Annotated in this window: 25 protein-coding genes; 7 read left to right on the top strand and 18 right to left on the bottom strand. The window is 31.6% G+C overall.

Annotated elements, in window-relative coordinates:
• Positions 1-91: 91 nt before the first annotated feature.
• The 4 genes from rsgA to QM746_RS09040 form a co-directional block, all read right to left on the bottom strand.
• Positions 92-1,018, bottom strand: a complete 927-nt coding sequence (gene rsgA, locus QM746_RS09055; RefSeq protein ID WP_374365162.1) for a ribosome small subunit-dependent GTPase A — start codon at positions 1,016-1,018, stop codon at positions 92-94.
• 75 nt (positions 1,019-1,093) lie between these two features.
• The gene (locus QM746_RS09050; protein WP_414983921.1) at positions 1,094-1,723 is read right to left on the bottom strand and encodes a hypothetical protein; all 630 of its coding nucleotides are present in this window, start codon (positions 1,721-1,723) and stop codon (positions 1,094-1,096) included.
• A gap of 78 nt (positions 1,724-1,801) precedes the next feature.
• Positions 1,802-2,878: a chorismate mutase gene (locus QM746_RS09045; protein ID WP_414983920.1), complete on the bottom strand. Its 1,077-nt coding sequence runs from the start codon at positions 2,876-2,878 to the stop codon at positions 1,802-1,804.
• Positions 2,879-3,070: 192 nt separating this feature from the next.
• Positions 3,071-3,469 carry a hypothetical protein gene (locus QM746_RS09040; protein WP_414983919.1) on the bottom strand — a complete coding sequence of 133 codons (399 nt, stop codon included), beginning with the start codon at positions 3,467-3,469 and terminating at the stop codon, positions 3,071-3,073.
• Between the two features lie 37 nt (positions 3,470-3,506).
• Here QM746_RS09040 and QM746_RS09035 point away from each other — a divergent pair, with 37 nt between their 5' ends.
• On the top strand, positions 3,507-3,686 hold the full coding sequence (locus tag QM746_RS09035; RefSeq protein WP_414983918.1) for a hypothetical protein: 180 nt from the start codon (positions 3,507-3,509) through the stop codon (positions 3,684-3,686).
• Here QM746_RS09035 and dnaX read toward each other — a convergent pair.
• From dnaX to pdhA, 10 genes are all read right to left on the bottom strand, one after another.
• A complete protein-coding gene (gene dnaX / locus QM746_RS09030) occupies positions 3,667-4,752 on the bottom strand; it encodes a DNA polymerase III subunit gamma/tau (protein ID WP_374365169.1) in 1,086 nt (361 codons plus the stop codon). The genes QM746_RS09035 and dnaX overlap by 20 nt on opposite strands.
• 91 nt (positions 4,753-4,843) lie before the next feature.
• Positions 4,844-7,123, bottom strand: coding sequence for a sodium-translocating pyrophosphatase (locus QM746_RS09025; protein WP_414983917.1), 2,280 nt, complete (start codon positions 7,121-7,123; stop codon positions 4,844-4,846).
• A gap of 175 nt (positions 7,124-7,298) precedes the next feature.
• Complete coding sequence (locus tag QM746_RS09020; protein ID WP_374365172.1) at positions 7,299-7,916, bottom strand: inorganic pyrophosphatase; 618 nt, start codon at positions 7,914-7,916, stop codon at positions 7,299-7,301.
• A 28-nt stretch (positions 7,917-7,944) separates the two neighbouring features.
• Positions 7,945-8,457, bottom strand: a complete 513-nt coding sequence (locus QM746_RS09015) for a hypothetical protein (protein ID WP_414983916.1) — start codon at positions 8,455-8,457, stop codon at positions 7,945-7,947.
• 33 nt (positions 8,458-8,490) lie between these two features.
• Positions 8,491-9,636 (bottom strand): hypothetical protein, encoded by a 1,146-nt coding sequence (locus tag QM746_RS09010; RefSeq protein ID WP_414983915.1) that lies wholly within the window; start codon positions 9,634-9,636, stop codon positions 8,491-8,493.
• 66 nt (positions 9,637-9,702) lie between these two features.
• Entirely contained in the window at positions 9,703-10,593 is an 891-nt protein-coding gene (locus QM746_RS09005; RefSeq protein ID WP_414983914.1) for a hypothetical protein, read from the bottom strand.
• A complete protein-coding gene (radC, locus tag QM746_RS09000; RefSeq protein ID WP_414983913.1) occupies positions 10,590-11,267 on the bottom strand; it encodes a RadC family protein in 678 nt (225 codons plus the stop codon). Before radC ends, QM746_RS09005 begins: the two co-directional genes overlap by 4 nt.
• A gap of 49 nt (positions 11,268-11,316) precedes the next feature.
• Positions 11,317-11,982: an ABC transporter ATP-binding protein gene (locus QM746_RS08995; protein WP_414983912.1), complete on the bottom strand. Its 666-nt coding sequence runs from the start codon at positions 11,980-11,982 to the stop codon at positions 11,317-11,319.
• A 183-nt stretch (positions 11,983-12,165) separates the two neighbouring features.
• Positions 12,166-13,755, bottom strand: coding sequence for a 2-oxo acid dehydrogenase subunit E2 (locus QM746_RS08990; RefSeq protein WP_414983911.1), 1,590 nt, complete (start codon positions 13,753-13,755; stop codon positions 12,166-12,168).
• A 98-nt stretch (positions 13,756-13,853) separates the two neighbouring features.
• Positions 13,854-14,855, bottom strand: a complete 1,002-nt coding sequence (gene pdhA, locus QM746_RS08985; protein ID WP_374364198.1) for a pyruvate dehydrogenase (acetyl-transferring) E1 component subunit alpha — start codon at positions 14,853-14,855, stop codon at positions 13,854-13,856.
• Positions 14,856-15,025: 170 nt separating this feature from the next.
• Here pdhA and QM746_RS08980 point away from each other — a divergent pair, with 170 nt between their 5' ends.
• The 3 genes from QM746_RS08980 to QM746_RS08970 are packed head-to-tail and all read left to right on the top strand — an operon-like array spanning position 15,026 to position 17,934.
• Positions 15,026-15,634, top strand: coding sequence for a phosphatase PAP2 family protein (locus tag QM746_RS08980; RefSeq protein WP_414983910.1), 609 nt, complete (start codon positions 15,026-15,028; stop codon positions 15,632-15,634).
• A gap of 11 nt (positions 15,635-15,645) precedes the next feature.
• On the top strand, positions 15,646-16,089 hold the full coding sequence (locus tag QM746_RS08975) for a BlaI/MecI/CopY family transcriptional regulator (protein ID WP_414983909.1): 444 nt from the start codon (positions 15,646-15,648) through the stop codon (positions 16,087-16,089).
• Between the two features lie 60 nt (positions 16,090-16,149).
• Positions 16,150-17,934, top strand: a complete 1,785-nt coding sequence (locus QM746_RS08970; RefSeq protein ID WP_414983908.1) for a DUF4153 domain-containing protein — start codon at positions 16,150-16,152, stop codon at positions 17,932-17,934.
• Between the two features lie 59 nt (positions 17,935-17,993).
• On the opposite strand, the gene QM746_RS08965 is transcribed toward QM746_RS08970, so the two are convergent.
• The gene (locus QM746_RS08965) at positions 17,994-18,344 is read right to left on the bottom strand and encodes an RNA recognition motif domain-containing protein (protein WP_374364206.1); all 351 of its coding nucleotides are present in this window, start codon (positions 18,342-18,344) and stop codon (positions 17,994-17,996) included.
• 210 nt (positions 18,345-18,554) lie between these two features.
• The gene (locus tag QM746_RS08960) at positions 18,555-19,421 is read right to left on the bottom strand and encodes an aldo/keto reductase (RefSeq protein ID WP_414983907.1); all 867 of its coding nucleotides are present in this window, start codon (positions 19,419-19,421) and stop codon (positions 18,555-18,557) included.
• Between the two features lie 135 nt (positions 19,422-19,556).
• On the opposite strand from QM746_RS08960, the gene QM746_RS08955 reads away from it, so the two are divergent.
• Entirely contained in the window at positions 19,557-20,171 is a 615-nt protein-coding gene (locus QM746_RS08955; protein WP_414983906.1) for a hypothetical protein, read from the top strand.
• A 310-nt stretch (positions 20,172-20,481) separates the two neighbouring features.
• On the opposite strand, the gene QM746_RS08950 is transcribed toward QM746_RS08955, so the two are convergent.
• Positions 20,482-21,495 (bottom strand): WD40/YVTN/BNR-like repeat-containing protein, encoded by a 1,014-nt coding sequence (locus QM746_RS08950; protein WP_414983905.1) that lies wholly within the window; start codon positions 21,493-21,495, stop codon positions 20,482-20,484.
• A gap of 61 nt (positions 21,496-21,556) precedes the next feature.
• Positions 21,557-23,119 carry an APC family permease gene (locus QM746_RS08945; RefSeq protein WP_414983904.1) on the bottom strand — a complete coding sequence of 521 codons (1,563 nt, stop codon included), beginning with the start codon at positions 23,117-23,119 and terminating at the stop codon, positions 21,557-21,559.
• Positions 23,120-23,293: 174 nt separating this feature from the next.
• Here QM746_RS08945 and pnuC point away from each other — a divergent pair, with 174 nt between their 5' ends.
• Both pnuC and dapF read left to right on the top strand, forming a co-directional pair.
• Positions 23,294-23,968: a nicotinamide riboside transporter PnuC gene (gene pnuC / locus QM746_RS08940; RefSeq protein WP_414983903.1), complete on the top strand. Its 675-nt coding sequence runs from the start codon at positions 23,294-23,296 to the stop codon at positions 23,966-23,968.
• Positions 23,969-24,046: 78 nt separating this feature from the next.
• On the top strand, positions 24,047-24,820 hold the full coding sequence (gene dapF, locus QM746_RS08935) for a diaminopimelate epimerase (RefSeq protein WP_414983902.1): 774 nt from the start codon (positions 24,047-24,049) through the stop codon (positions 24,818-24,820).
• The last annotated feature ends 29 nt before the right edge of the window (positions 24,821-24,849 follow it).

The raw sequence follows: 24,849 nt of genomic DNA, 5'->3' as shown, positions 1-24,849 counted from the left end.
TAATCAATACTATGTTTGGTGATGCAAAGATACAAAAAATATAACTTCAATGTAAATATACTGAATTTCAATTGAAATCTAACAAAATAACCTACAATTGATTCTGTTCTTCCGCTTCTTCCATCAATTTAAGATAAGTAATATATCTACTTTCCAAAATTTCGCCAGTTTCTAAAGCCTCTAAAACAGCGCATTTTGGTTCGTTGATGTGTTTACAATTATGAAATTTACATTCTCTTCCTTTTTCAAAAATTTCGGGAAAATAATGTTGTATTTCTTCTTTTTCTACATCTATCATTGCAAATTCTCGAACTCCAGGTGTGTCTATTACAGCGCCACCAAAGCTCCAAAAATGCATTTGGGCAAAAGTAGTGGTATGTTTGCCTTTGTTATGAACATCCGAAATTTCATTAGTTTTCAGGTTCAAATCTGGTTGCAGTGCATTTGCCAAAGTAGATTTTCCTGCACCAGAATGTCCAAAGAAAACACACGTTTTATCTTTTAAAATTTCTTGAAGTTTATCTAAGTTCAAATTATTCTCAGAAGAAGTTTGTAACGTTTGATAACCTAAATTCTCGTACATCGTTTGCAATTCTTCTACCAATTCTACTTCTTCAAAATTGAGCAAATCAATTTTGTTAAAAAGTATCAAAACCGGAATATTATACGCTTCGCAGCACGCCAAAAATCGGTCTAAAAAACCAAGCGAAGTTTCGGGAGATTGCAAAGTAAAAATAATACATGCCAAATCTAAATTACTCGCAATAATGTGTGCTTCTTTAGATAAATTTACTGATTTTCTGATGAGATAATTCTTACGAGGTTCTATTTTGGTAATCCACGCAATGTCATCTTTTTCGAGTTGAAATTCTACAAAATCTCCTACCGCCAAAGGATTGGTAAGTCTGGTTTTTATCAATTTAAATTTCCCACGAATTCTGGCTTCGAAAACTTTTTGGGTTTCCAAATCTAAAACTTGATACCAACTTCCTGTAGATTTTGTGATGAGTCCTTTCAAAACTTTATTCTTTTGTGCAATTTACGAAATCTTCTCGCAATAAAAAAACACGCTTTTCAGAGTGTTCAATAAACTTTAATCTCCAAAAATCCTATACCAATTATTATCAATTTTCCAGTTTCTTTCTGGGTCATTTTTTATTTTTTCATTATAATATTTTATATTTTTTTCATCTTCAGTATAAATAAAACACGTAGAAGGTGAATCAAAAAAATTTCTAAAAACCCAAAATTTCACTGTGTATTTTTGATTGGTTTCATTTTTAAAAATCCAAATATCGTTTCCTCCGTTAGAAACAAAAGGAAACTCAAAAGGAAGTTCACAAACTACATTATTCCAACTAACGTTAGATTTTAAAATTCCCCTTTTTACATCAGAAACAATATCTTTACGCTTCTCTTTTAAAATAATCCAATCTAGTTTTTCTATAAATAAATTTGGAATTCCGTAAAAATTATAAAAAGATAAAAATGTTAGGAATAAAACTGAAATGAAAATTATAATTCTTTGCCTAGAAATATTATTTCTTTCTTTAAAAATTTTTATTAGTTGAAGTAAAACAATAACTAAAAAAATTAAAATATTTAATAACCAAACAAATGGAAGAATAAAATACGGAGTGTAATAGTAATTCATCAAAACTAAAACAATCCACACAATAGCCAAAATTAATATTTTTTTATACTTCATTAAAAAATGATTCATATAACGCAATTTACAAAAATCTACTTAAAAAAAGAACGCACCAAAAAGGTGCGTTCTCATGATATATTTTGACAAAAATTAATCAATCATAATATTATTTTGAACCTCAATAGATTCTTCGTGTATTGCTTTGAAAACTTTTTCTATAAACTCTTGAGACATACCTGTTTCAGTAGCTTTTTGGTTTGCATATTCAGTAATTACTTTCCATCTGTCTGGTTGGAAAATAGCAATATTGTTTTGTTTTTTTAATGTACCAATTTTCTCAGAAATTTTCATTCTGCTAGAAAGCAAGTTGATTAATTGAAAATCAATATCAGAAATTAAAGCTCTGTGTTTGCCCATTTCTTCATCAAAACCAGAAATATCAGAATTTCTAATTTGGATACTTCCCAACATATCTGCCAAAACTTCTGGCGTAATTTGTTGTGCCGCATCACTCCAAGCTGCATCAGGATTTGGATGAGACTCTATCATTGCCCCTTCATAACCTACATTGAAAGCTTCTTGGGTAATATCTTTCAATAAATCTCTTCTACCACAGATGTGAGAAGGATCTACAAACATTGGGATATTTGGATATTGATTTTTAAAATCTAAAGCAATTTGCCAGTTCGGAACGTTTCTATATTTTGTTTTTTGGTAAGAAGAAAAACCTCTGTGAATTGCTCCAAGGTTTTTAACATCTTGTCCCAAAAGTCTTTCTAAAGCTCCTACCCAAAGTGCTAAATCTGGATTTACCGGATTTTTCACCAAAACAGGCTTATCTGTTCCTTTAAGTGCTACTGCAATTTCTTGAACAGTAAAAGGATTAACTGTAGAACGTGCGCCAATCCAAAGAATATCTACATCTGCTTCTAAAGCTGCATAAACGTGGTGTGCATTAGCTACTTCTGTTGCAGTTTTAAAACCAAATTCGTCTTTTACTTTTTTCAGCCAGTTAAGACCAATAACTCCAACCCCCTCAAAACCAAATGGTTTAGTTCTAGGCTTCCAAATTCCTGCTCTAAAGACAGGAACATCTGCTCCACTTTCCTTCAACCTTTGCGCTGTTTCTAGCATCTGCGCTTCAGACTCTGCGCTACAAGGACCTGCAATTACCAACGGAGTTGGGAATTCTTTAATCCAATTGCTTTCTAATTCTTTTAAGTCCATTCTACTTATCTCTTCTTAGTATTAAAAATAAAAACGCAAAAGATGCGTTTTTAAAAATCATTTTGAAATTTTGTTCAAATATAGAAATTAATGTTAAAACTCATTTAAATTTTTGATAGATTTTAGATATTTTCTCTATTTTATAAGAAAAAATAACTATAAATTGGCAATTAGAGCTATTTTACAAGTTCGTTAACTTAAATCTAATTTTAATAAATCGTCTAAATCTTTCAAAACGGGATTAATTTCTACAAATTTTTCAAAAATTGAGCGTTTGGTTACAATCTCTTTTTTCAGAGTTACATCATTGCTGTACTCTACTTCTATTTTATAATTGTTAACTTTTCTTTTGAAATGATTAAAAAATTCTCCTTGTACTTTCTCGAATTCAGACTTTACAGAATCTGAAGGATAAAGAATATTGATTATATTTTCGTCTTTTTTGTAAACTTTCAGTGTGTTTACGGCATAGAAAAGCACTGTGTTTTTTTGTTGTAAATCATCTAAAAAAATCTTCCACTCTCTTTGTAAATCAACATCAGAAAAATGATGTTCTGGCAAATCTTCTTCTTTTTTAACAACCAAATGCACTTCTTCTTCCTCTTCTTTTTTATTGAGAGCAGCATGAATGCTGAATTCAGAATTAATTACCTTTTTAGCAATAGGTTCGGAGATTTTCTTAACCGTTTTTGTGGGAATTTCCGCAGGAATTTCGGTTTTATTTTCTGAAGTTTTTTCTGCAACTGCTTTATTTTCTGAAGTTTTACCTTTAAGAAGCGGAGCTAAAATCAGAAACTTTTTTTTTTAGTATCAGCACCATTTGCCGTTAGACTTGCCAATTGCATTAGTGCGATTTCTACCGTTAATCTCGGATTTTTAGAATTTTTATAATTAATATCTGCATGATTACAGATTTCTATAGCATCTATTAATTGTTGAGCATTCCATTTTTGAGATTGTTCGGCATATTTGGCTTTCGTTTTCTCACCAACTTCAATTAAAGCTAATGTAGAAGCATTTTGTGCCATCATTAAATCTCTGAAATGACTTCCTAAACCTGCAATAAAAATATGTGGATCAAAACCTTTTTTTACGATTTCGTTAAATGCAGCTAAAATAGAAGGTATATTATTTTCTTTCGCTAAATCTACAATATTCAAATATTGGTCGTAATCTAAAATATTGAGAACTTCTGCAGCTTTAGCAAGAGTGATATTTTTTTGTGTAAAAGTGGTAAGCCTATCAAAAATAGACAAAGCGTCTCTCAAAGCTCCATCAGCTTTTTGAGCAATAAGAAACAAAGCATCATCTTCGTAGGTTACACCTTCTTTGTCTGCAATTTTCCTTAAATGTTCTTGGATGTCTTCAATCGTAATTCTTTTGAAATCATAAATCTGACATCTGGACAAAATAGTAGGAATAATCTTATGCTTTTCGGTGGTTGCCAAGATAAAAATGGCGTGCGCAGGTGGTTCTTCCAAAGTTTTAAGAAATGCATTGAAAGCTGCTGCCGAAAGCATGTGAACCTCGTCTATAATATAAACTTTGAATTTTCCTACTTGTGGAGCAAATCGAACTTGGTCTATTAATTCTCTAATATCATCAACTGAGTTATTAGAAGCGGCATCTAATTCATAAATATTAAAAGCGAAACCACTATCGTCTGACGCTCCCGATTTTTCGTTGATTTTTCTTGCCAAAATTCTGGCGCAAGTAGTTTTACCAACTCCTCTTGGTCCGCAAAAAAGCAGAGCCTGAGCCAATTGACTGTTATCTATGGCATGTTCTAAAGTATCTGTAACGTGAGATTGCCCTACAACAGTGTCAAACTCTTGTGGACGGTATTTCCTGGCAGATACAATAAAATTTTCCATTGGTCAAAAATAGGGAAATAAATGATATTTTAAAAATTTAACGTGAAAAGTTTTCAACAAAAACCGCCACTTTATAGCGACGGTCTATCATTTATTTACAACATTCAAAACTATTTTCCTCACAATTCATTCCTTCTTCTTTGCATTCTTCCATACATTCTTTTGTACAGGTAACACCTTGAATATTAGCTTCATTTTTAGACATTGCTTTTTGCAAAATTTCTATTTTTTCTTTTCTGTCTTCCTGAATTTTTTCAGAATAAATTTTAGCTAAAGTTGGCGCAATTACCAAAGAAACAATAGACATCAGCTTAATTAAAATATTCATAGAAGGCCCTGATGTATCTTTGAAAGGGTCTCCAACGGTGTCTCCCGTAACGGAAGCTTTATGCTGGTCTGAACCTTTATAGAAAGTCTCGCCATGAATTACAGCTCCTTTTTCGAAAGATTTTTTAGCATTATCCCAAGCTCCACCTGCATTATTTTGAAACATTCCCAGTAAAACGCCACTTGCAGTAGCTCCTGCCAAGAAACCTCCTAAAACTTCTGGTCCCCAAATAAAACCAACTAACAATGGCGTCACAATTGCAATAGAACCTGGAAGTAACATTTTTCTAATAGAAGCATCTGTAGAAATAGCCACACATTTGTCATATTCTGGCTTCCCTGTTCCTTCTAGAATTCCCGGAATTTCTCTAAATTGTCTTCTCACTTCTTCTACCATTGCCATTGCTGCTTTTCCGACAGCTTTAATGGCTAATGATGAAAAAATAAATGGAATCATTGCACCAATAAACAATCCTGAAAGCACATCTGCTTTGTAAATATCTATTCCGTCGATACCAGCAATACCTACAAATGCCGCAAATAATGCCAAAGCTGTAAGTGCAGCAGATGCAATTGCAAAACCTTTTCCTGTAGCAGCTGTTGTATTTCCTACAGCATCTAAAATATCTGTTCTTTCTCTTACTTCTTTTGGCAATTCGCTCATTTCTGCAATTCCGCCAGCGTTATCTGCAATAGGGCCGAAAGCATCTATCGCCAATTGCATCGCTGTAGTAGCCATCATTCCTGCGGCTGCAATAGCAACGCCATACAAACCAGCACAAAGATATGAACCCCAAATTCCCGCAGCTAAAACCATCATCGGAAATAACGTAGATTCCATACCAACAGAAATTCCGCCAATAATATTAGTAGCGTGCCCCGTTGAAGATTGATTAATGATACTTCTAACAGGTCTTTTGCCCATTGCCGTGTAATACTCTGTAATAAAACTCATTAAAGTTCCTACTACCAAACCCACCATTATTGCTCCGAAAACACCCAATTTTGTAAATTCAACACCTCTTAAACTCATATTTTCGGGCAAAAGAAAATTCACTAAAAAATAAGATGAAACGGCAGTAAGAATAATGCTTCCCCAATTTCCTAGATTAAGCGCTTTTTGAACTTTCGAAGTAGTATCTTCTCCTACATCCGAAATTTTAACAAAAAGAGTTCCAAAAATAGAAAATAGAATACCTAAACCAGCAATAAGCATTGGCAAAAGAATAGGCGCAAAACCACCGTAATTATCAATAGATTGAGTTTCTCTACCCAAAACCATTGTTGCTAAAACCGTGGCTACATAAGAACCAAAAAGGTCTGCTCCCATACCCGCAACATCTCCAACATTATCTCCAACATTATCTGCAATTGTTGCCGGATTTCTAGGGTCATCTTCTGGAATACCCGCTTCCACTTTTCCTACTAAATCCGCTCCTACATCTGCAGCTTTGGTATAAATTCCGCCACCAACTCTGGCAAAAAGAGCAATAGATTCTGCACCAAGAGAAAAACCTGTAAGAATTTCTATCGTTCTTTCCATTTCTAAAGAATTAACTTCAGCACCAGAAGCAAAAATTTGTTTAATAATTAAAAACAAAGCTCCTAAACCTAAAACTGCCAAACCAGCAACTCCCATTCCCATTACAGAACCTCCTGTAAATGAAACCTTGAGAGCTTTTGCAAGAGAAGTCTTAGCAGCTTCTGCGGTTCTTACATTAGATTTTGTGGCGATTTTCATCCCAATAAAACCAGCTGTCGCACTAAAAACTGCTCCAAATACAAAAGCTATCCCAATACTCCAATGAGAATTAGCATTGCTATACCCCATAATTCCTAATAAAACAGCAACTACAATTACAAAATATGTCAAAATACGATACTCAGCTTTCAAAAAAGCCATTGCTCCATCTGCAATATGTCCGCTAATAGTTTGCATTTTTTCGTTTCCTGCGGGCTGTTTGCTTACCCAAGAACTTTTAATAAATGTGTAGAATAGCGCTACAACACCAAAGACAGGAACTAGATAAAATAGTGTATTCATATATTAATTTTTATTAACATTTAATAGGTCTAATATAATAAAATCCTGTAAATGAAAAATAAAATGACAATTATCATGTTAAGAAAAATGATTTTAATCTTGAAAAAACGAAATAAAAAGCAAAAAGCCGAACAAATTGTCCGGCTTTTACTAACTTTGATTGATTTTGTGCTTATTAAAGCTCTCCACCAAATTTATCTGAATAATCTTTAAGAGAAGCATTAATTACTTCTTTGGCATGTTCTGCACCGTAGATTTCTTCGATTCTACAATTTGCTTCTTCGTAAGGAAGATTTTTGTAAGTTAAAAAGTAGTGTTTTAGTCTGAAAACTTCAGCTTGAGGCAATTCTGAAATATCTCTCATGTGCCCATAAACTTGGTCTCCTACCATTACAGCTACAATTTTATCATCAGCTTCACCTTTATCTATCATTTTGAAACCTCCGATTGGAATAGCATCCATCAAAAGACCTCCAGAGTGAATATTATGGCTACATAAAACCAAAATATCAAGAGGGTCATGATCTCCTTCGCTTACATCTACAGCGCCTTCTCTTATTGCTAATTTTTTCACTTCTTCGTGGCAATAAGTTCTTGGAATAAAACCGTAAAGTGCAGGAATAATGTTAGAAAATTTCTGAGGTCTATCTACTTTCAAATAACCACTTTTCTTATCAACCTCATATTTTATCGTATCAGAAGGAACTATTTCTATAAATGTATTTACGACATTAGGAGCATCTTCGCCAGCAGAGATTCCGTGCCAAGGATGCGCTTTAAAATTTGGAATCATAATTTTTTTTAATTTTATTTTAATTCATTTAGTTTAATAACAATGCTTCTCTTCTAAGTTCTTCTATGGTGTCTGAAATATAATCTCCACCACTTACAAAATTCATCAAAAAAACAGTTTTAAAATCTTGTAAACTAGCATTAGTATTAAGATTTTCGTAAGTTTTTCTCATCAATTGCAAAATGTTATTTTTAGAAGCTACAATATTTTCCCAAGAATTTTTAGAAATATACAATTGCTGAGACGAATTATATTCAAACTCTTCTGAGATACTTTTTTCTAAAAGAAAAATAAATTCGTGAACTTCTAAATTTTTATCAAATTTTACAACAAGATTTGAAGGCTTTATTCTATCTAAAAATAATGTCATCCTTTCGTAAGCCTGTAGTTTTAAATCTCCATTAGATTTTACTGCGAGTAATTTTAACTCTTTGTTTTTCAATCTAATATAATTATACACAAATTGTCTCAAAAGCACTATAATCGGAAGTGCAATAATAAGAGCAAATGCATACGGCATTAAATTTTCGAAATCCATCATTAATTTAGAATAGTTTTGCAAAGGTAGTAATAATTAGCTTTTAATAAAAATCTTCTTGTAAATAGGATTCAAATAATATATAAGAGTAAAAATTATGAGTAAATAATACCCTACCATCATTCTATTAACCAAAGAAGGAAAAATAAAAAACCTTACAAATACTGTTAAATAGATGATTATCAAAAAAAACAAAGACAATCTTTGTTGTAAATTCTTCCATGAAAAAGTTTTACTATAAATAATAACAATAAAAATCAATAAAAGAATAAAGTATGACGAATTAAACTCAAATAGCAATTTTCTCTTAATTAGATTAAAATAATCAATATAGTTAAGCGCATTAGGATTAGAAATAGGATACCATTGAATCTTTACAAATTGATTCATAAGCAATACTGACCAAGAAATTTTATTAAAACTCTGTAGAATAATAAATGAGATTAAAAATGAGAAAAAGCTGACAAATATTCCTCTTGATTTTAAATTCATCTCGCTTCTAAAAAAATAAGCCAAAACAGAAGTTAAACAATAAAAAACAATATAATCTGGTCTTGTCAAAATACACAAAACACCAAAAATTGAAGTCCACAACAAATCCTTTTTCATTAATAAAAAATAAACACTTAACAAGAGTAGCAAACAAGACAATACATCTGGCGTTGCATGCCTAGAAGCGTCTAACAAAGGCTTAAATAACGAAATAAGAATTGTTAAAAATAACACAATCCAGTTGTTGCTTATTATTTTTGATAGGAAAATAAAAATAAGCAAAACAATCAAAACGTAAGAAATAATTGTTATTATAAATGTAGAAGAAGAAGCACTAAAACCTAATCTAAAAAATATAGAATTTACATAATTATAAAATGGTTTTACTGTAAATAATTGTAATTCTTCATCATATATTTTAGGATTTTCCGAAAGTATTTTATAGTACTTGCTATCTCCTATTGCATCTACATCTTCCTCAATTTTAAAATTAAACTTTTCTGGCTTTTTCTCTATTAATTCATCATACACTTTATCATGAATTTCTTCTATACTCATATTTGGATTTGAAATTTTATAGACAATCCCCATATAAGCCTCAATATCTGCATTATAAAATTGATGCGTTGACAAAAAATAAGCCATTATGCTCACATAAAAAAACAGTAAAATTTTTATTGTTGATTTCATGAATTCATTTTTAAAATTTTAGAATATTTACTAGAACCTATTAATTAATTTTGGCTTTAATGTCTCTTAGAAAAAAATCTTCTTTACCAATTCCTTTTTTGAGTTTTGTATGATAGGATAAGGCTTCATTTCGGCTCTAAAACCTCTAAAATATTCGTCCATATTTGTTAAATCTCCTCCTTCAAAATCAAAAATTTTAGTTTCTACATTTTCTTGAATGGCAAAATCTATTAAATTTGAAGCTCCGTTTTGCTTTACCAATTCTCTAATATTGTATGTACCTAGCAACACAGAACTGTAAGTTTCTTGGTATATCGCAATTAAATTAGTTAGTTCTCCTTTGAAAAAAAAACCATAAAACTGGATTAAATTTTGATGATAAAAATCTTTCAAATTGTTTAAAACAAAAATTTTATTTTTCAACTTTTTAATCCCTATCATATTTTCAGAAATAAAAGATTCTACTTCTTCAAACTTTAAATCATTTCTCATCGCCGAAAATTCTATAACTCCAGGATTAAGTCTAAGTTTTCTCTTGCGTTTTGGAGAATATCTTTGTCTTACTATTTCGTAAGAATCAGGTTCTAATAAAAAATTTTTCCGAGTTTTAAGAAATGTTTTGAATGAATTAGTATCGTTAAATGTATAATATTTTACAATATAATTTTCATTTAAAAACTCTAGAAATTTTTCATTCAAATGAACATCATCTTTTTTTGAAAAAATGCCTAACTGTTGCGTAAGAAAAGGATTTACAACATATTTAATTCCAATTTTCTTCACATAAGGAATTGGCATTACCGCTTCATAATCGCCAAAAACTAAAACGTCCCAATTTTCACCGGCAACAACATCTAAAAAATGTTTTTCTGCAGAATATTTTCTTTGTTCGGAATTCTTTATACATTCTTGATATTTTGCAAAATCTATTTCTTTGTATTTTAATTTTCTAATCATAACAAACCTTCTTCTGCAAAACTAAAAAAAGAATTATCTCCAATAATTAAATGGTCTAAAAGTGTCACATTAAGAATTTCGCCAGCATTCTTAATACTTTTTGTAATTTGAATATCTTCTAGACTAGGCTTCAAACTTCCCGAAGGATGATTATGAGCTACGATTAAAGAAGTAGCAAAATGCTCTATAGCAATTCTAAAGAGCACTCTTACATCTACCAAAGTTCCAGAAATTCCGCCTTTTGAAATTTGTGTTTTATAGACAATTTGATTTTTTTGATTCAAAAAAATTGCCCAAAACTCTTCGGTTCTTAAATCTGAAAGATGTTGTGAAAAGATATTATATGAATCCTTAGCACTCGAAATGCTAGTTTTTTCGGGCGTTTCTTGTGAAGCTTTTCTTCTGCCAATTTCCAAAGTTGCTGCCACAGAAATTGCTTTAGCTTCTCCAATTCCTTTAAATTTCATTAAATCTTTTATAGAAAGTTTACTAAGATTTTGCCAATTATTTCCTACACTTGCCAAAATTTTTCTTGCCAATTCTAACGCTGAGTCTTCGTTGTTTCCGCTTCCGAGAATAATTGCCAAAAGCTCTGAGTCTGAAAGAGAAGTTTTCCCTTTCAAAAGAAATTTTTCTCTTGGTCTATCATCTTCTGCAAGAAATTTTATACTCATTTTGGAATTAGTTTATTTTTTCTGAATTTTCATTTTTGAAATTTCACTTCTAAAGAATCATTCCATCTTTCATCACCAGTTTTCTATCTGTACTTTCTGCCAATTCTTTATTGTGCGTCACAATTACAAATGTCTGATTATATTTACTTCTCAAATCAAAAAATAATTGATGAAGAGAATCTGCATTTTTAGAATCTAAATTCCCTGTAGGTTCGTCTGCAAAGATAATCTTTGGCGAATTAATTAAAGCCCTAGCCACAGCTACACGTTGCGCTTCGCCACCAGAAAGTTCTTTAGGTTTATGATCTACTCGGTGTGCAATATGCAATTCTTCAAACAACTGAAAGGCTTTATCCAAAGATTCTTTTTCGTTTTTACTCGAAATTCTTGTTGGTAAAAGCACATTTTCGAGCGCTGTAAACTCGGGTAATAATTGATGATGCTGAAAAACAAATCCTATATTTTGGTTTCTGAATTTTGAGATTTCTCTATCATTCATTTTAAGGAAAGACTGGTCGCCAATCGTTAACAAAGTATTGAATTTATCAAGATTTGAGGGCAAGTCTAAAGTACCTAAAATCTGAAGCAAAGTAGATTTACCAGCGCCAGATTCGCCAACAATAGAAACAATTTCACCGGTTTTAATTTTTAAATCTACTCCTTTTAGCACTTCTAAACTTCCGTAAGATTTATGAATATTTTTCGCTTTAATCATAGTTCAAAAATAATAAATTGATTTGAGATTTGGAATTATTTTTATGATTTACTGGAAAATAGTGACTAAAAATAATCTTTTTTAAGTAAATCATAAATTTAAGAGATTAACATTAGTCTCACAAAAAAATCCTCCCAAAAAGGAAGGATTTAAGTTTATAAATTTAAAATATTCTTTAACGTATTAAAGTAACATTGTTAATGGACTTTCTAGGTAAGTTCTTAAAGTTTGTAAGAACTGAGCACCAGTAGCACCATCTACTACTCTATGGTCGCAAGCTAGAGACAATTTCATGGTATTTCCTACTACAATTTGTCCGTTTTTAACCACCGGTTTTTCAATAATTGCACCTACAGAAAGGATACAAGAATTTGGTTGATTGATAATTGAAGTAAATGTTTCAATACCGAACATACCCAAGTTAGAAATAGAGAAAGTAGAACCTTCCATTTCGTTAGCTTTCAAAGCTTTTGTTTTAGCTCTAGAAGCCATATCTTTTACAGAAGCAGAAATCTGGTTGTAAGTCATAAAGTCTGTATTTTTAAGTACAGGAACTACTAAACCATCTGGAACCGCTACAGCAACACCTACATTAATATTTCCGTGGTGGATGATTTTGTCACCAGCCCAAGAAGAATTAATTTGAGGATGTTTTCTAAGTGCTAAAGCAGTTGCTTTAATCACCATATCATTGAAAGAAACTTTGGTATCTGGCAAACTATTAAGCTCTTTTCTAGCTTCAATAGCTTTGTCCATATTAATTTCTACCATTAAGTAATAGTGAGGAGCTGTGAATTTACTTTCGGCCAATCTCTTCGCAATTACATTTCTCATTTGAGAATTTGGAGTTTCTGTAGTTTCGCCAGCTACAAAATTAACCGCCACTTGTGCAGCAGGAGCAGAAACCACAGTAGAAGCAGTTTGTGCAGCAGCACTTGGTTTATAATTTTCAATATCTTTTTTAACGATTCTTCCGTTATCTCCACTTCCTTGTACTGTAGCAATATCAATTCCTTTTTCTGAAGCCATTTTTTTAGCTAAAGGAGAAATATTAACTCTACCACCAGAAGTTGTGCTAGCAACAACAGGAGTTGCAGCAGCGGCAGGAGCAGCTTTAGGAGCATCTGTAGCAGCAGGAGCAGCAACTTTACCACCTCCAGCAACAATAGCAGAAACATCTGTACCTGCAAGGCCAATAATTGCCAAAACATCATCTACATTAGTAGAACTACCTTCTGCAACACCAGCATATAATAAAGTTCCATTGAACTCTGATTCGAAATCTTGAACTGCTTTATCAGTTTCAATTTCTGCAAGAATATCACCTTCTTTTACAGTATCTCCAACATTTTTGTGCCATTTAGCAACTTTCCCTTCCGTCATGGTATCAGAAAGTCTTGGCATGGTGATTACTTCAACGCCTGCTGGAATTTCTACAGAAGCAGTAGCCGTTTCTACAGCTGCTTCTTGAGCTACAGGAGCAGCTTCTACAGCTGGAGCCGCAGCACCACCAATTAGAGCAGAAACATCTTCGCCTGCATTACCAATTACTGCTAAGATGCTATCTACAGGAGCATTACCTCCTTCATCAACACCAATATATAATAGAGTTCCATTGAATTCTGATTCGAAATCTTGAACTGCTTTATCTGTTTCTATTTCGGCTAAAACATCGCCTTCTTTTACGGAATCTCCTACTTTTTTGTGCCATTTTGATACTTTCCCTTCCGTCATTGTATCAGAAAGTCTCGGCATTGTAATTACTTCAGCCATAATTATTATATTGATTCGAGATTCGAGATTTGATATTAGAGATTTAAAACTCGATGAATTTTAAACTTCAAATTTCAAACTTCAAATTAATTTAAAATTTAGTTTTCTAATTTATCTAAGAATGGATAATCTGGTTCAGAATATACATATTCGTAAACTTTATCTGCAGTTGGATATGGAGATTCTTCTGCGAAAGCTTCACATTCTTCTACAAATTCTCTAGATTTTAATTCAATAGCATCTAATTCTTCTTCTGTAGCCCATTTGTTTTCTAAAATTCTGTTTTTAATTAAAACAATTGGATCTTCTTCTTTTTTTACTGCTACTTCTTCTTTTGTTCTATATGGTTCTGCATCAGACATAGAGTGACCTCTAAATCTGTAAGTTCTAGCTTCAATAAAAGTAGGTCCATCTCCTCTTCTTGCTCTTTCAATAGCTTCGTAAGCAACTTCTGCTACTTTTTCTGGATCCATAGCATCTACAGGCATACAAGGCATTTCGTAACCAAGACCTAGTTTATAAATATCTTCGTGGTTTGCAGTTCTTTTTACTGATGTTCCCATTGCGTATTGGTTATTTTCTACCACAAATACTACAGGAAGTTTCCAGTTCATTGCCATATTGAAAGTCTCGTGAAGAGAACCTTGTCTTACAGCTCCGTCTCCGAAGAAACAAATATTTACTGCATTTCTTTCAAAATATTTATCAGCGAAAGCAATACCAGCTCCTAAAGGAATTTGCCCACCTACAATACCATGTCCACCATAAAATCTGTGTTCTTTGCTGAAAATGTGCATAGAACCTCCCATACCATGTGAAGTTCCCGTTGCTTTACCACAAAGTTCTGCTAAGATTCTTTTAGGATCTACTCCCATCGCCATTGGATGTACGTGGCAACGGTAAGCCGTAATCATAGAGTCTTTAGTTAAATCCATTGCATGGGTAAAACCAGCAGGAATAGCTTCTTGACCATTGTATAAATGTAAAAAACCTCTAATTTTTTGCTTTAAGTAAAGTGAACGACACTTATCTTCAAATCTTCGCCACATTGTCATATCTGCATACCACTGTAGATAGACTTCTTTAGAAAACTCTTTCATCTGTTAGTTATATTTTTTTTCAGATTAAATGCTAACGTATTCATTAGCTTTTGTAAAATACTGTGCAAAAATAGTAAATTTCTTTGTTTTATGAAGAAACTTATGTAATAAATAATGACGAATGTTTTTATCAATCAAAAAAACGTATTTTTGAATTTCAATTTATAAAAATGACGCCAGAAAAACAATCTCCTTTTTTAATTAAATTCTCTAACATTATTTCTAATGTATTGAATCCTCTATTTTCTTTATTAATATTTTTTGCCTTTTATAGTTATTACAACAGCAATGGAGACTTCAATATCATCAATTTTTTATTGCCAATTGTCATTGTAATTATCCCAATTTTTGGATGGATTTTCTGGAATGTTAAAAAAGGAAACTACACCAATATGGATGTTTCTAACAGAAAACAAAGAAACAGTCTTTACCTTTTTAATTTTATTATTATTTCCATATATATTGCGGCTCTTTTTTACACCAAACAAAATTTTCATTACATACTTATCATCCTTTTTTTACTGGTTTTGCTGGTGGTAATGTTTATCAGCAATTTTTTTATTAAAAGTTCTATGCACACCAGTTTCAATATTTTTGTAAGTGCTCTATTTTTTACATTACATCCAATTTATGGTTTTGTTTGGTTTTTCCTAACTATTTTGGTAGCTATTTCTAGAGTAATTTTGAAGAGACACACTGTAAAAGAAGTAATTATGGGATTTATTATTGCGACATTCATTTCTTTTGTTTACCTTTATTTCGACATTAATAACCATTAAAAATACAAAACATGGAACATTTAAAAACTCTTACTTCTGGCGAAGAAAACCTAATGAAAGTTATCTGGAATTCTAATTCTTTTTACCTAAAAGAAATTATGACAGCGTATCCAGAGCCAAAACCTCATCAAAACACCATTTCTACTTTTCTTAAAAATTTAGTCGAAAAAAATTATTTAAAAACAAATCCTGAAGGAAGAATTTTCCGTTACGAAGCCTCTGTTTCAGAAAAAGATTACAAGTTATTCTTAATTAGAAATCTTATCCAAGACTTCTACAAAGGCGATGCAGACGAATTGCTGACAGATTTATTACAAGAAGGAATGGTAGAACTTTTTGTTTCAGACAATGTAGAACCTAGAAAATTTGAACAATTTTTAGAGCAAGATAAAACCAAAGTAAAAGACAAAAATATAGACAAAGACAAAAAGAAAAAAAAGAAAAAGAAAAAATAACGTTGCTAAATTTCAGATAAAAAAATTCAAAAATTCTAATTTCATACACCTCACAATACCATGAAATCAAAATTAAGAGAAATTCTTAGCAGCGCTACTAATGTGGTGCAAAATTATGCTTTTGTATTATTAATAGCACTTTTAGCAGCCATTTCCTTTACTATTTTGGTAGATAACAACTCTCTAACCGAAGAAAGTAAAAATATTTTTACAAGATTTGGACTTTGTTCTTTGCTTGGCATTTCTTTGCTTTTTTCTTTAAATATTTTTTCAGAAAGAATTGGAAAAAAATTCCTTCTCAACATTTCAGGACTTGTTTTTCTGGCTCTTTATTTTCAATTTTTTCTACCTCATCACAATGATGATTTTGGTACAGTAGAAGTTGTAATTTTGGTTTTGAGTTTTATTCTGTCTCATCTTTTGGTCTCTTTTTTAGCTTTTTTTGAAAAAAACAACGAAAACCAATTTTGGCAATACAACAAAAATTTATTCATTAATGTAGTTCTTACAGGGATTTTCACGGCGGTTTTGGTTGGCGGGATTATGCTTGCTATTACAGCTGTAGATAATCTTTTTGATTTGGATCTAGACAACAAAATATATCCCAGAACTTTCGTAATGCTGGCAATTTTTGGGAGCTGTTTTATCTTTTTACTATTTAACGAAGATGGACTAAAAGCTTTAGAAAAAGACGGAAATTATCCCGATATTTTAAAATTTTTCGTGCAATTTGTACTTATTCCTTTGCTTATTATCTATGCCATAATTTTATACATGTATGGCGCAAAAATCCTTTTCAAATGGGATTTGCCAAGAGGTTGGGTTTCTTACCTTATTTTAGCATATAGTTTGGTAGGCATTTTAGCATTGCTATTGGTTTTTCCGCTTAAAGAAATTGCAGCAAAATCTTGGGTAAAAGGATTTTCTAAGATTTTTTATTTTGCATTGCTTCCGCTTTTGGTATTGCTTTTTGTGGCAATTTTCACCAGAATTTTAGAATATGGTTTCACCGAAAACAGATATTACGTCTTGCTTTTGGCAATTTGGCTTACCGTTGTGGTTTTATACTTTAGTTTTTGGAAAAAAGCAAATATTAAATTCATCCCAGTTTCTCTTTTTGCTTTCGGTTTATTTTCTTTAATTTTCCCTTATTTCAACTCCTTTTCTGTGGCAAAAAACAGTCAGAAAATAGAATTACAAGAAATTTTAGTTAAAAACAATTTACTAGAAAACGGTAAAATTAATTTTGAAAAAACAGTTCAAGATTCTGTAGCTACAGAAATTGCACAAAAATTTCAGTTTTTATACGAAAGAAAAGAAAGTCAATTTTTATTAAGCTACATTTCTCCTAAATCAACTCCTGAGATTGAAAAAATATTCAAAACTGAAAAGTATTTTATTTATTCTAAAATAAATTCAAGTTTCAAAAACGTAAAATATAGCAAAGACATCAAGAATGGCGAAAAATATACTCAATTAAATATTAGAGCGAATAGTTTTAATTATAGTATAAAAGGCTACGACCAAATTATTAAGATTTACAATTACGACAACGAAAATTTTTCTTACGAAGGAAATACTTTTTCTCTAAAAGGTTTCAATGGTGATCTCACTTTATATTTTAATGGAAATGCAATTGATTTGTCGCCAGAAGTTCAAAAAATTATCAACACTCACAAAAATCAGCAAGGAGAAGTTTACACAGACCAAATTTCTTTTGTGAAACAAGTTGGCAATTACGAATTGAAATTTCTGTTAGAAGGCATCAGCAAGAACCAATACCAAGGAGAAAGAGACACTTATTACATCTCGAACGACGTTATAATTCTCCTCAAAAAAAAATAAAAACATCACAAAAAGACACAAAAAAAAAGCGACTCATCACTGAGTCGCTTTCTTGTTTTTTACCAACGGCTTCCACCTCTATCGTTTCCGCCTCTGTTTCCGTAACCACCGCCTCTGTTGTTACCATAACCACCGCCACGGTTGTTATCGAAACTTCTACGAGGTTTTTCTTCTCTTGGTTTAGCTTCAGAAACATTTATTTCTTTTCCGTTAAATTCTTTACCGTTTAGTCCTTCAATAGCTTGAGCTCCATCTTCTGCACTCATTTCTACAAATCCGAAACCTCTAGATTTACCGGTTTCTCTGTCTGTGATGATTTTGCAAGATTGCACTTCTCCAAATTCTGAAAACAACTCGTTTAATTGATAATCCTTAGTTGTGTAATTGATGTTTGAAACAAAAATGTTCATTGTTAAAAAAAAAATTAAATTAATAAAAAAATTTTGATGTGTTATAAAGGAAAGTCAAAAACGAATGAACATTAATTGAAGTGCATTTATAAGAAATCTTCCGCAAGATACACTTTTATTTTAATAACTTATCAATAAAAAATTAGAAGTATTAAAATTTCATACAAAATTCATATTTCTAACATACTATATATCAACTAAATTAAGATTTTATGGCACTTTATGCCCTTGGCTCGCTGCCAATAGACCAAACCAATCTTCTATTTCCAGATTTATTTCTAAAGATTTTTTCAGAGATTTTATACTTTCGGCTTTAGAAGTTCCTATAATGGGTAATATTTTGGCAGGATGTTTTAGCAAAAACGCCAACAACAGTTGTGCTTCGTCTGCATTATATTTCACCGTTAAATCTGCTAACAAAGATTTTATTCTTGCTGTTTTCTCAGAATCTTCATTAAAATAAGTTCCCATTACACTCCAGGCAGTTGGGTGCAATTTCTTCGTCATCATTTGGTCTATCGTACCATCATAAAAAGCTTTGGTCTCCGTCAAAGAAATTTCTACCTGATTGGTAACCAACTGAGGAAAACATTTGGAAAGCAAATCAAACTGAGTCACAGAAAAATTGCTCACCCCAAAATATCTCACTTTCCCCGAACTCCTCAAAACGCCAAATGCAGCAGCTATTTCCTCAGGATTCATGAGCGGAGACGGACGATGAAGCAACAACAAATCTATATAATCTGTTTTCAGGTTTTCCAAACTTTCATCTACCTGATTAAGGATATATTCTTTAGAATAATTGTAATATTTCAACGGAAAATTCTTCTTCTCCGAAGGCATACAAATTCCACATTTGGTAATCAACTGAATTTTTTCACGTTCAATTTTCATCTCAGAAAAAGCATTTCCAAACAATTCTTCTGTAGTATAACCACCATAAATATCCGCATGGTCAAAAGTAGATAAACCTTCTTCCAAAGAAGTTTCAATTAACTTTTGAACGTCACTTTCAGAATGATTAGCACCCCAAATTCCCCATCGCATCACTCCAACAATAATTTTAGAAAAATCCATAACTTATTTTTTATCAAAGTTAAAACTATCTCCCAAATCCTAAACAAATTATTCTCAAAAACAAAAACTTTCCATCTCGATACTTTAATCTTTTGTATATTTGAATGATAAAACCTTACAATAACCTACTTATAAATGAAATATTTCTTATTCTTATTTTTCTCAATTAATATTTTTTGTCAACAAAAAGAAGATTGGGCATCAACTATGAAAACAGCAATGAATGATATTGAAAATCAAGATTATGAAAGTGCTATAAAAAATTTAGATTTATCACTGAAATTTTCTCCAAACAATCCTAGTTCATTATATTTCAAAGGATATTTACAAATTATTATTGGAGAAAAAAATAAAGGCTGCGAAAATTTAATTGAAGCAATATATTACAATAGCAATCTCTCAAAAAAATTATATGCAGAAAAATGTATCGATTTTGACCCGAAGTTAAATCCTGAAAAATTCAAATCTGGAAAATTTACTTTGCAGATTTTAGGAGAGTTTCAATCATATAATTTTGAAAGAAAAGAAGATATTCAATACGAAACTTATTCGGGACAAACTTATAGTGGTAAAATAAATTGGTTAAAAAATGGAGATTACACAATAATCCCTACCGAAAAAACCAAAATGATGCTTGGTGACATCCCAAACTACATGGTAAGAATACTTAAAATTAATGGAAACGAATATTTATATGAAAAAATTGAGGAAAATCAAGTTCAATTTGGAAAAATAAATAAAATCGAATAAAACATACTCTTCTAACGCAACATTCTCTCATCCCAAATTAATATTCTACCTAGAAGGTTTTATATTCTCACGTTACGGTTTTATATTCTTGCTTTGCGGAATTATATTTTAGAGTTGCGGTTTTACATTCTTAAGTTGCAGTTTTATATTCTTGAGTTACGGAGTTATATTTTAGCGTTGTGGTTTTATTTTCTTACGATGTGGTTTTATATTTTTAAGTTGTGGAGTTATATTCTTGCCTGGTTCTTTTCAAAACAAACAAAAATCTTATAATTTATGAGACAGCAATCAAATACTAGAACAATGTTAATTAATTAGAAAACTTAGCTTTTAATATTCTATTCTTCCCGGCAAATACAAGAGTATCTTTATCTACCCATTCTACAACAAAAAGGTTTTTTTCTTCGGAAATCACCTTCCAAGTCTTCCCGAAATCATCAGAATAAGAAATATCTCCGTCTCCTACTGCTATAATTTCTTTACCGCCAGAATCAGGACGGTATTTTACACAAGTTTTATAACCAGAATTTTTACCTGATGCTACACTTTGCCAAGTTTCTCCTCCATCAGAAGTTACGGCAATATTATTTACATTTTCTTTTTGCTTGGTGTAATCTCCACCTACAGCAATTCCTAACTTTTCGTTGTAAAAATCTATGGAATAAATTCCCGAAGAAGAAACTCCACTCACAAAAGGCGTCCCGAAAACATCCCAATGAAAAGGCTTATCCCAAGTAAATTTAAAAATTCTGGAAGTTTTACCACCAGTCGCAATCCAAACGGAATTTCCAACGGTTGCAATATTGGTATTGCTCGCTGCAAAATGAGCTTCGCCTTCGTTGTACAAAGGGATAATACCGTCGTCTTGTTTATAATTTTTCTTAGTAAATAATCTAAAAGTTGCTTTTCCTTTGTTTGTAGGATCGCTTATAGCAATTCCTCTTCCCTTTTTATCATAAGAAAATGCGTCATAAAAAGCCGTTCTAAGGGTATCTTTATAAAAAATTTCATAAGACAAATCTCTTTTATCAATTTTATAAAAATAAGCCGGACTTTCTATATTTACGGTGTATAACAATTGGTCGAAATGTGCTAACGTTCTAAATTCCAATTTTTCGTTAGACAGCCTAATTTGTCTTTTCCAGATGGTATCTTGCATGTGAACAAATCCAAATTTAGAATCTGTACCAGCATAAAATACTTTTCCATCTACAATTTGTATGGCTCTAATGCTAATTTTATCCTTAAATAAAAGACTAAAATCTAGTTTCTGAGCATTAAAAATCTGAAAACACAAAACCAATAATAAAACTACTTTTCTCATAAATTCAAAAATAAAAAAAAATTCCGCAACATGTGCGGAATTTAAAATATGATTATTTTTTTTAATCCTTGTCTTCTAAATCAATATCAACTTCTTGTAATGGCTCTTGTTCTGCCTTGAAGGTTTCTCCAAAACCTCCGTTTTGAAGTTTAGAGTTTCTTTTACTGTATAAGAAGTAAACAAACATCCCAATAATTAACCAACTGAAAGATAAAGTCTGAGCTTCCCAACTTAAATTAATAATTAAATAAGTATTAATTAATATTCCACAAGTTGCAATTACTGGCAAAGCAGGAACTTTAAAATTTCTTTGCAAATTTGGTTCTCTTTTTCTTAAAATCCATACTGCTACACAAACCATCGTAAAGGCAAAAAGAGTTCCGAAACTTGTCATATCTGCTAGTTTATTAATTGGCGTAAAAGCAGCAACTACTGATATAACACCTCCTAAAATAAAAAGATTTTTTCTAGGAACACCAGCTTTAGGGTCAACAATAGAAAAAGTTTTAGGAATTAAACCGTCTTTAGACATTCCTAAGAATATTCTAGATTGCCCCATAATCATAACCATTAATACAGAAATAAGACCTACTGTAGCAGCTATGGTAATAATGTAACCTGCACCACTCGTGATTGCATGAGATATACCTGTTTGAGACTTACTAGCGATTTCAAAAGCATAAGCAACTGGCGCTTTAATTGCATCTGGATAAGCACCTTGAGGATTAAAATCTGAATAATGCATCATCCCCGTAAGAACCAAAGAAACCAATATGTACAAAATAGTACAAATTAACAAAGATGCTACAATAGCAAAAGGAACATCTTTTTTAGGGTTAATTGCTTCACCAGCCTGAGTAGAAACCGCATCAAATCCTACATAAGCAAAAAAGATTGCTGCGGCACCAGAAATAATACCTTTCCATCCATAGGCTTCTTTTAAAACATCTCCATCTTTTACCATTTCTGGAGCTGGAATAAAAGGAGTCCAGTTTTCTGGTAAAATAAAAAAAGCTCCTGCGATAATTACAAATATAACGGCAGAAACTTTAAGCATTACTATAAAATTATTAGCTTTGGAAGCACCTTCTGTACCTTTTACTAATATAGAAATTACAAATAATACAATTAACAAAGCGGGCAGATTCATAGAAAAACCTTCACCAGCATAACTAAAAGGGTCTGAAGTGAGAAAATCTGGCAAATGCAAGCCAAACATTTTCAATAATTTATTAAAATAACCAGACCAAGCTACGGCCACCGTCATAGACCCCATTGCATATTCTAAAATGAGTCCCCATCCAATAATCCAAGCAAAAATTTCTCCAATTGTTCCATAAGCATAAGCATAAGCAGAACCTTCAACAGGTAATATAGAAGCAAACTCCGAATAACAAAGCGCGGCAAAAACACACGCAATACCTGCTATTACAAATGACAATGCAAGTGCAGGACCTGCATGATAATAAGCTCCTGTTCCTGTAAGAACAAAAATTCCACCTCCGATAATTGCCCCAATACCAATAGCTGTAAGGCTCCATTTCCCTAGTACTCTCTTCAGCTGGCTCTTCTTAATGTCCGCTTCATAGGCACTCATCGGTTTTTTAATCCAAATATTCGACATAATTTTTCGTTTGTTAATTTTGTGCTTTCAAAAGTATAAAAAATTATGAATTATTAACACTTATAAATCGATTTTATTTCAATTATTTTGAAACACCCCCTAAAAAACCACCACCATTAAAGAAAAAACCAACTTTTTAAAGACTTTTCTCTCCAAAAACTGTATTTTTGAACCATGAACCTATACGACCTTTTCTTAAAACCATACGAAAGCTACACCACCATTCAGATTATTTTAGAAGCTATTGCTTCAACTTTTGGCATCTTAAGTGTTTATTTTTCTATCAAAAAAAATATTTGGGTATATCCAACTGGCATTATCTCTACTGCATTATATGTTTACATTCTTTTTGTTTTCGGGCTTTTGGGAGATTGTATGATTAACATTTATTACACTATAATGAGTATCTATGGTTGGATTCTTTGGTCTAAAAGTTCCGAAGACAATATTCATGTAGAAGTTTCTTGGGCTAATAAAAAAGATTGGTTGTTTTCAACTTTTTTATTCGTTCTAAGTTTAGGTTTAGTAAGTGTTATTTATTATTACAAACCATTCATAGACAATCAATTTCAAATGACTTTTGAAATTAAAAAAGCGCTCGGTTTCGGACATTTGGATTGGGCAAATTGGCTAGATGTATTTACAACTTCTATCTTTTTAGTTGGAATGTGGCAAATGGCAAAACGCAAAGTAGAAAACTGGATTTTTTGGATTATTGGCGACATCATTTGTGTTCCTATGATGATTTACAAAGGTTTAGGCATTACTTCTGTTCAATATATTATCTTCTCTATTATGGCTTTTAAAGGTTATTTTGAATGGAAAAATTCATTCAGAAACTCTAATTAATTCTTCAATTATAGAAATCTAAAAATTCAACCAAAAGATTAGAAACCTTTTACTTATTTTTGCAATTATTTATCAAAAATGAAAACAATAGAATTCTATAAATATCAAGGTACAGGAAACGATTTTGTAATGATAGACAATCGTGACCTTAGTTTCCCAAAAGACACAGAAATCATTAAAAATCTTTGCGACAGACGCTTCGGAATTGGTGGCGACGGACTTATTTTGCTAGAAAACGGAGACCATGTAGATTTTAACATGGTTTACTACAATTCTGACGGAAACGAATCTACCATGTGCGGAAATGGAGGAAGATGCCTTGTTGCATTTGCCCATTTCTTAGATGTCTTCGAAGAAAAATGCACTTTTAATGCGATTGATGGTTTGCACGAAGCCGAAATTAAAAACGGTATCGTAAAACTAAAAATGATTGACATTGAAACCATTAAAAATATTGATGAAAACTTCGAATTGAATACCGGTTCTCCTCATTTTGTAAAATATGTAGAAAATGTAGAAAATTATGATGTTTACCAAAACGGTTACAACATTAGAAATTCTGAAAGATATGCTAAAGAAGGCATCAATGTGAATTTTGTAGAAGAGCTAGAACCCAACAAAATCTTTGTAAGAACTTACGAACGTGGTGTAGAAGACGAAACATATAGCTGTGGAACAGGCGTTACCGCTTGCGCAATTACTTATATGAAAAATAACAAAACCAATAAAGTGGATGTAAAAGTATTAGGAGGAAACCTAAAAGTTTATGCCCAAGAAAACGATAAAGGTTTTGATAACGTTTGGCTAGAAGGTCCAGCAAAGCAAGTTTTTAAAGGAAAAATTAACATTTAGTTGAAAGTCAAAAGATTAAAAAATTAATC

The organism is Cloacibacterium sp. (assembly GCF_047601505.1).
Classification (GTDB): domain Bacteria; phylum Bacteroidota; class Bacteroidia; order Flavobacteriales; family Weeksellaceae; genus Cloacibacterium.
This window is presented reverse-complemented; position numbering and strand designations above follow the sequence as displayed.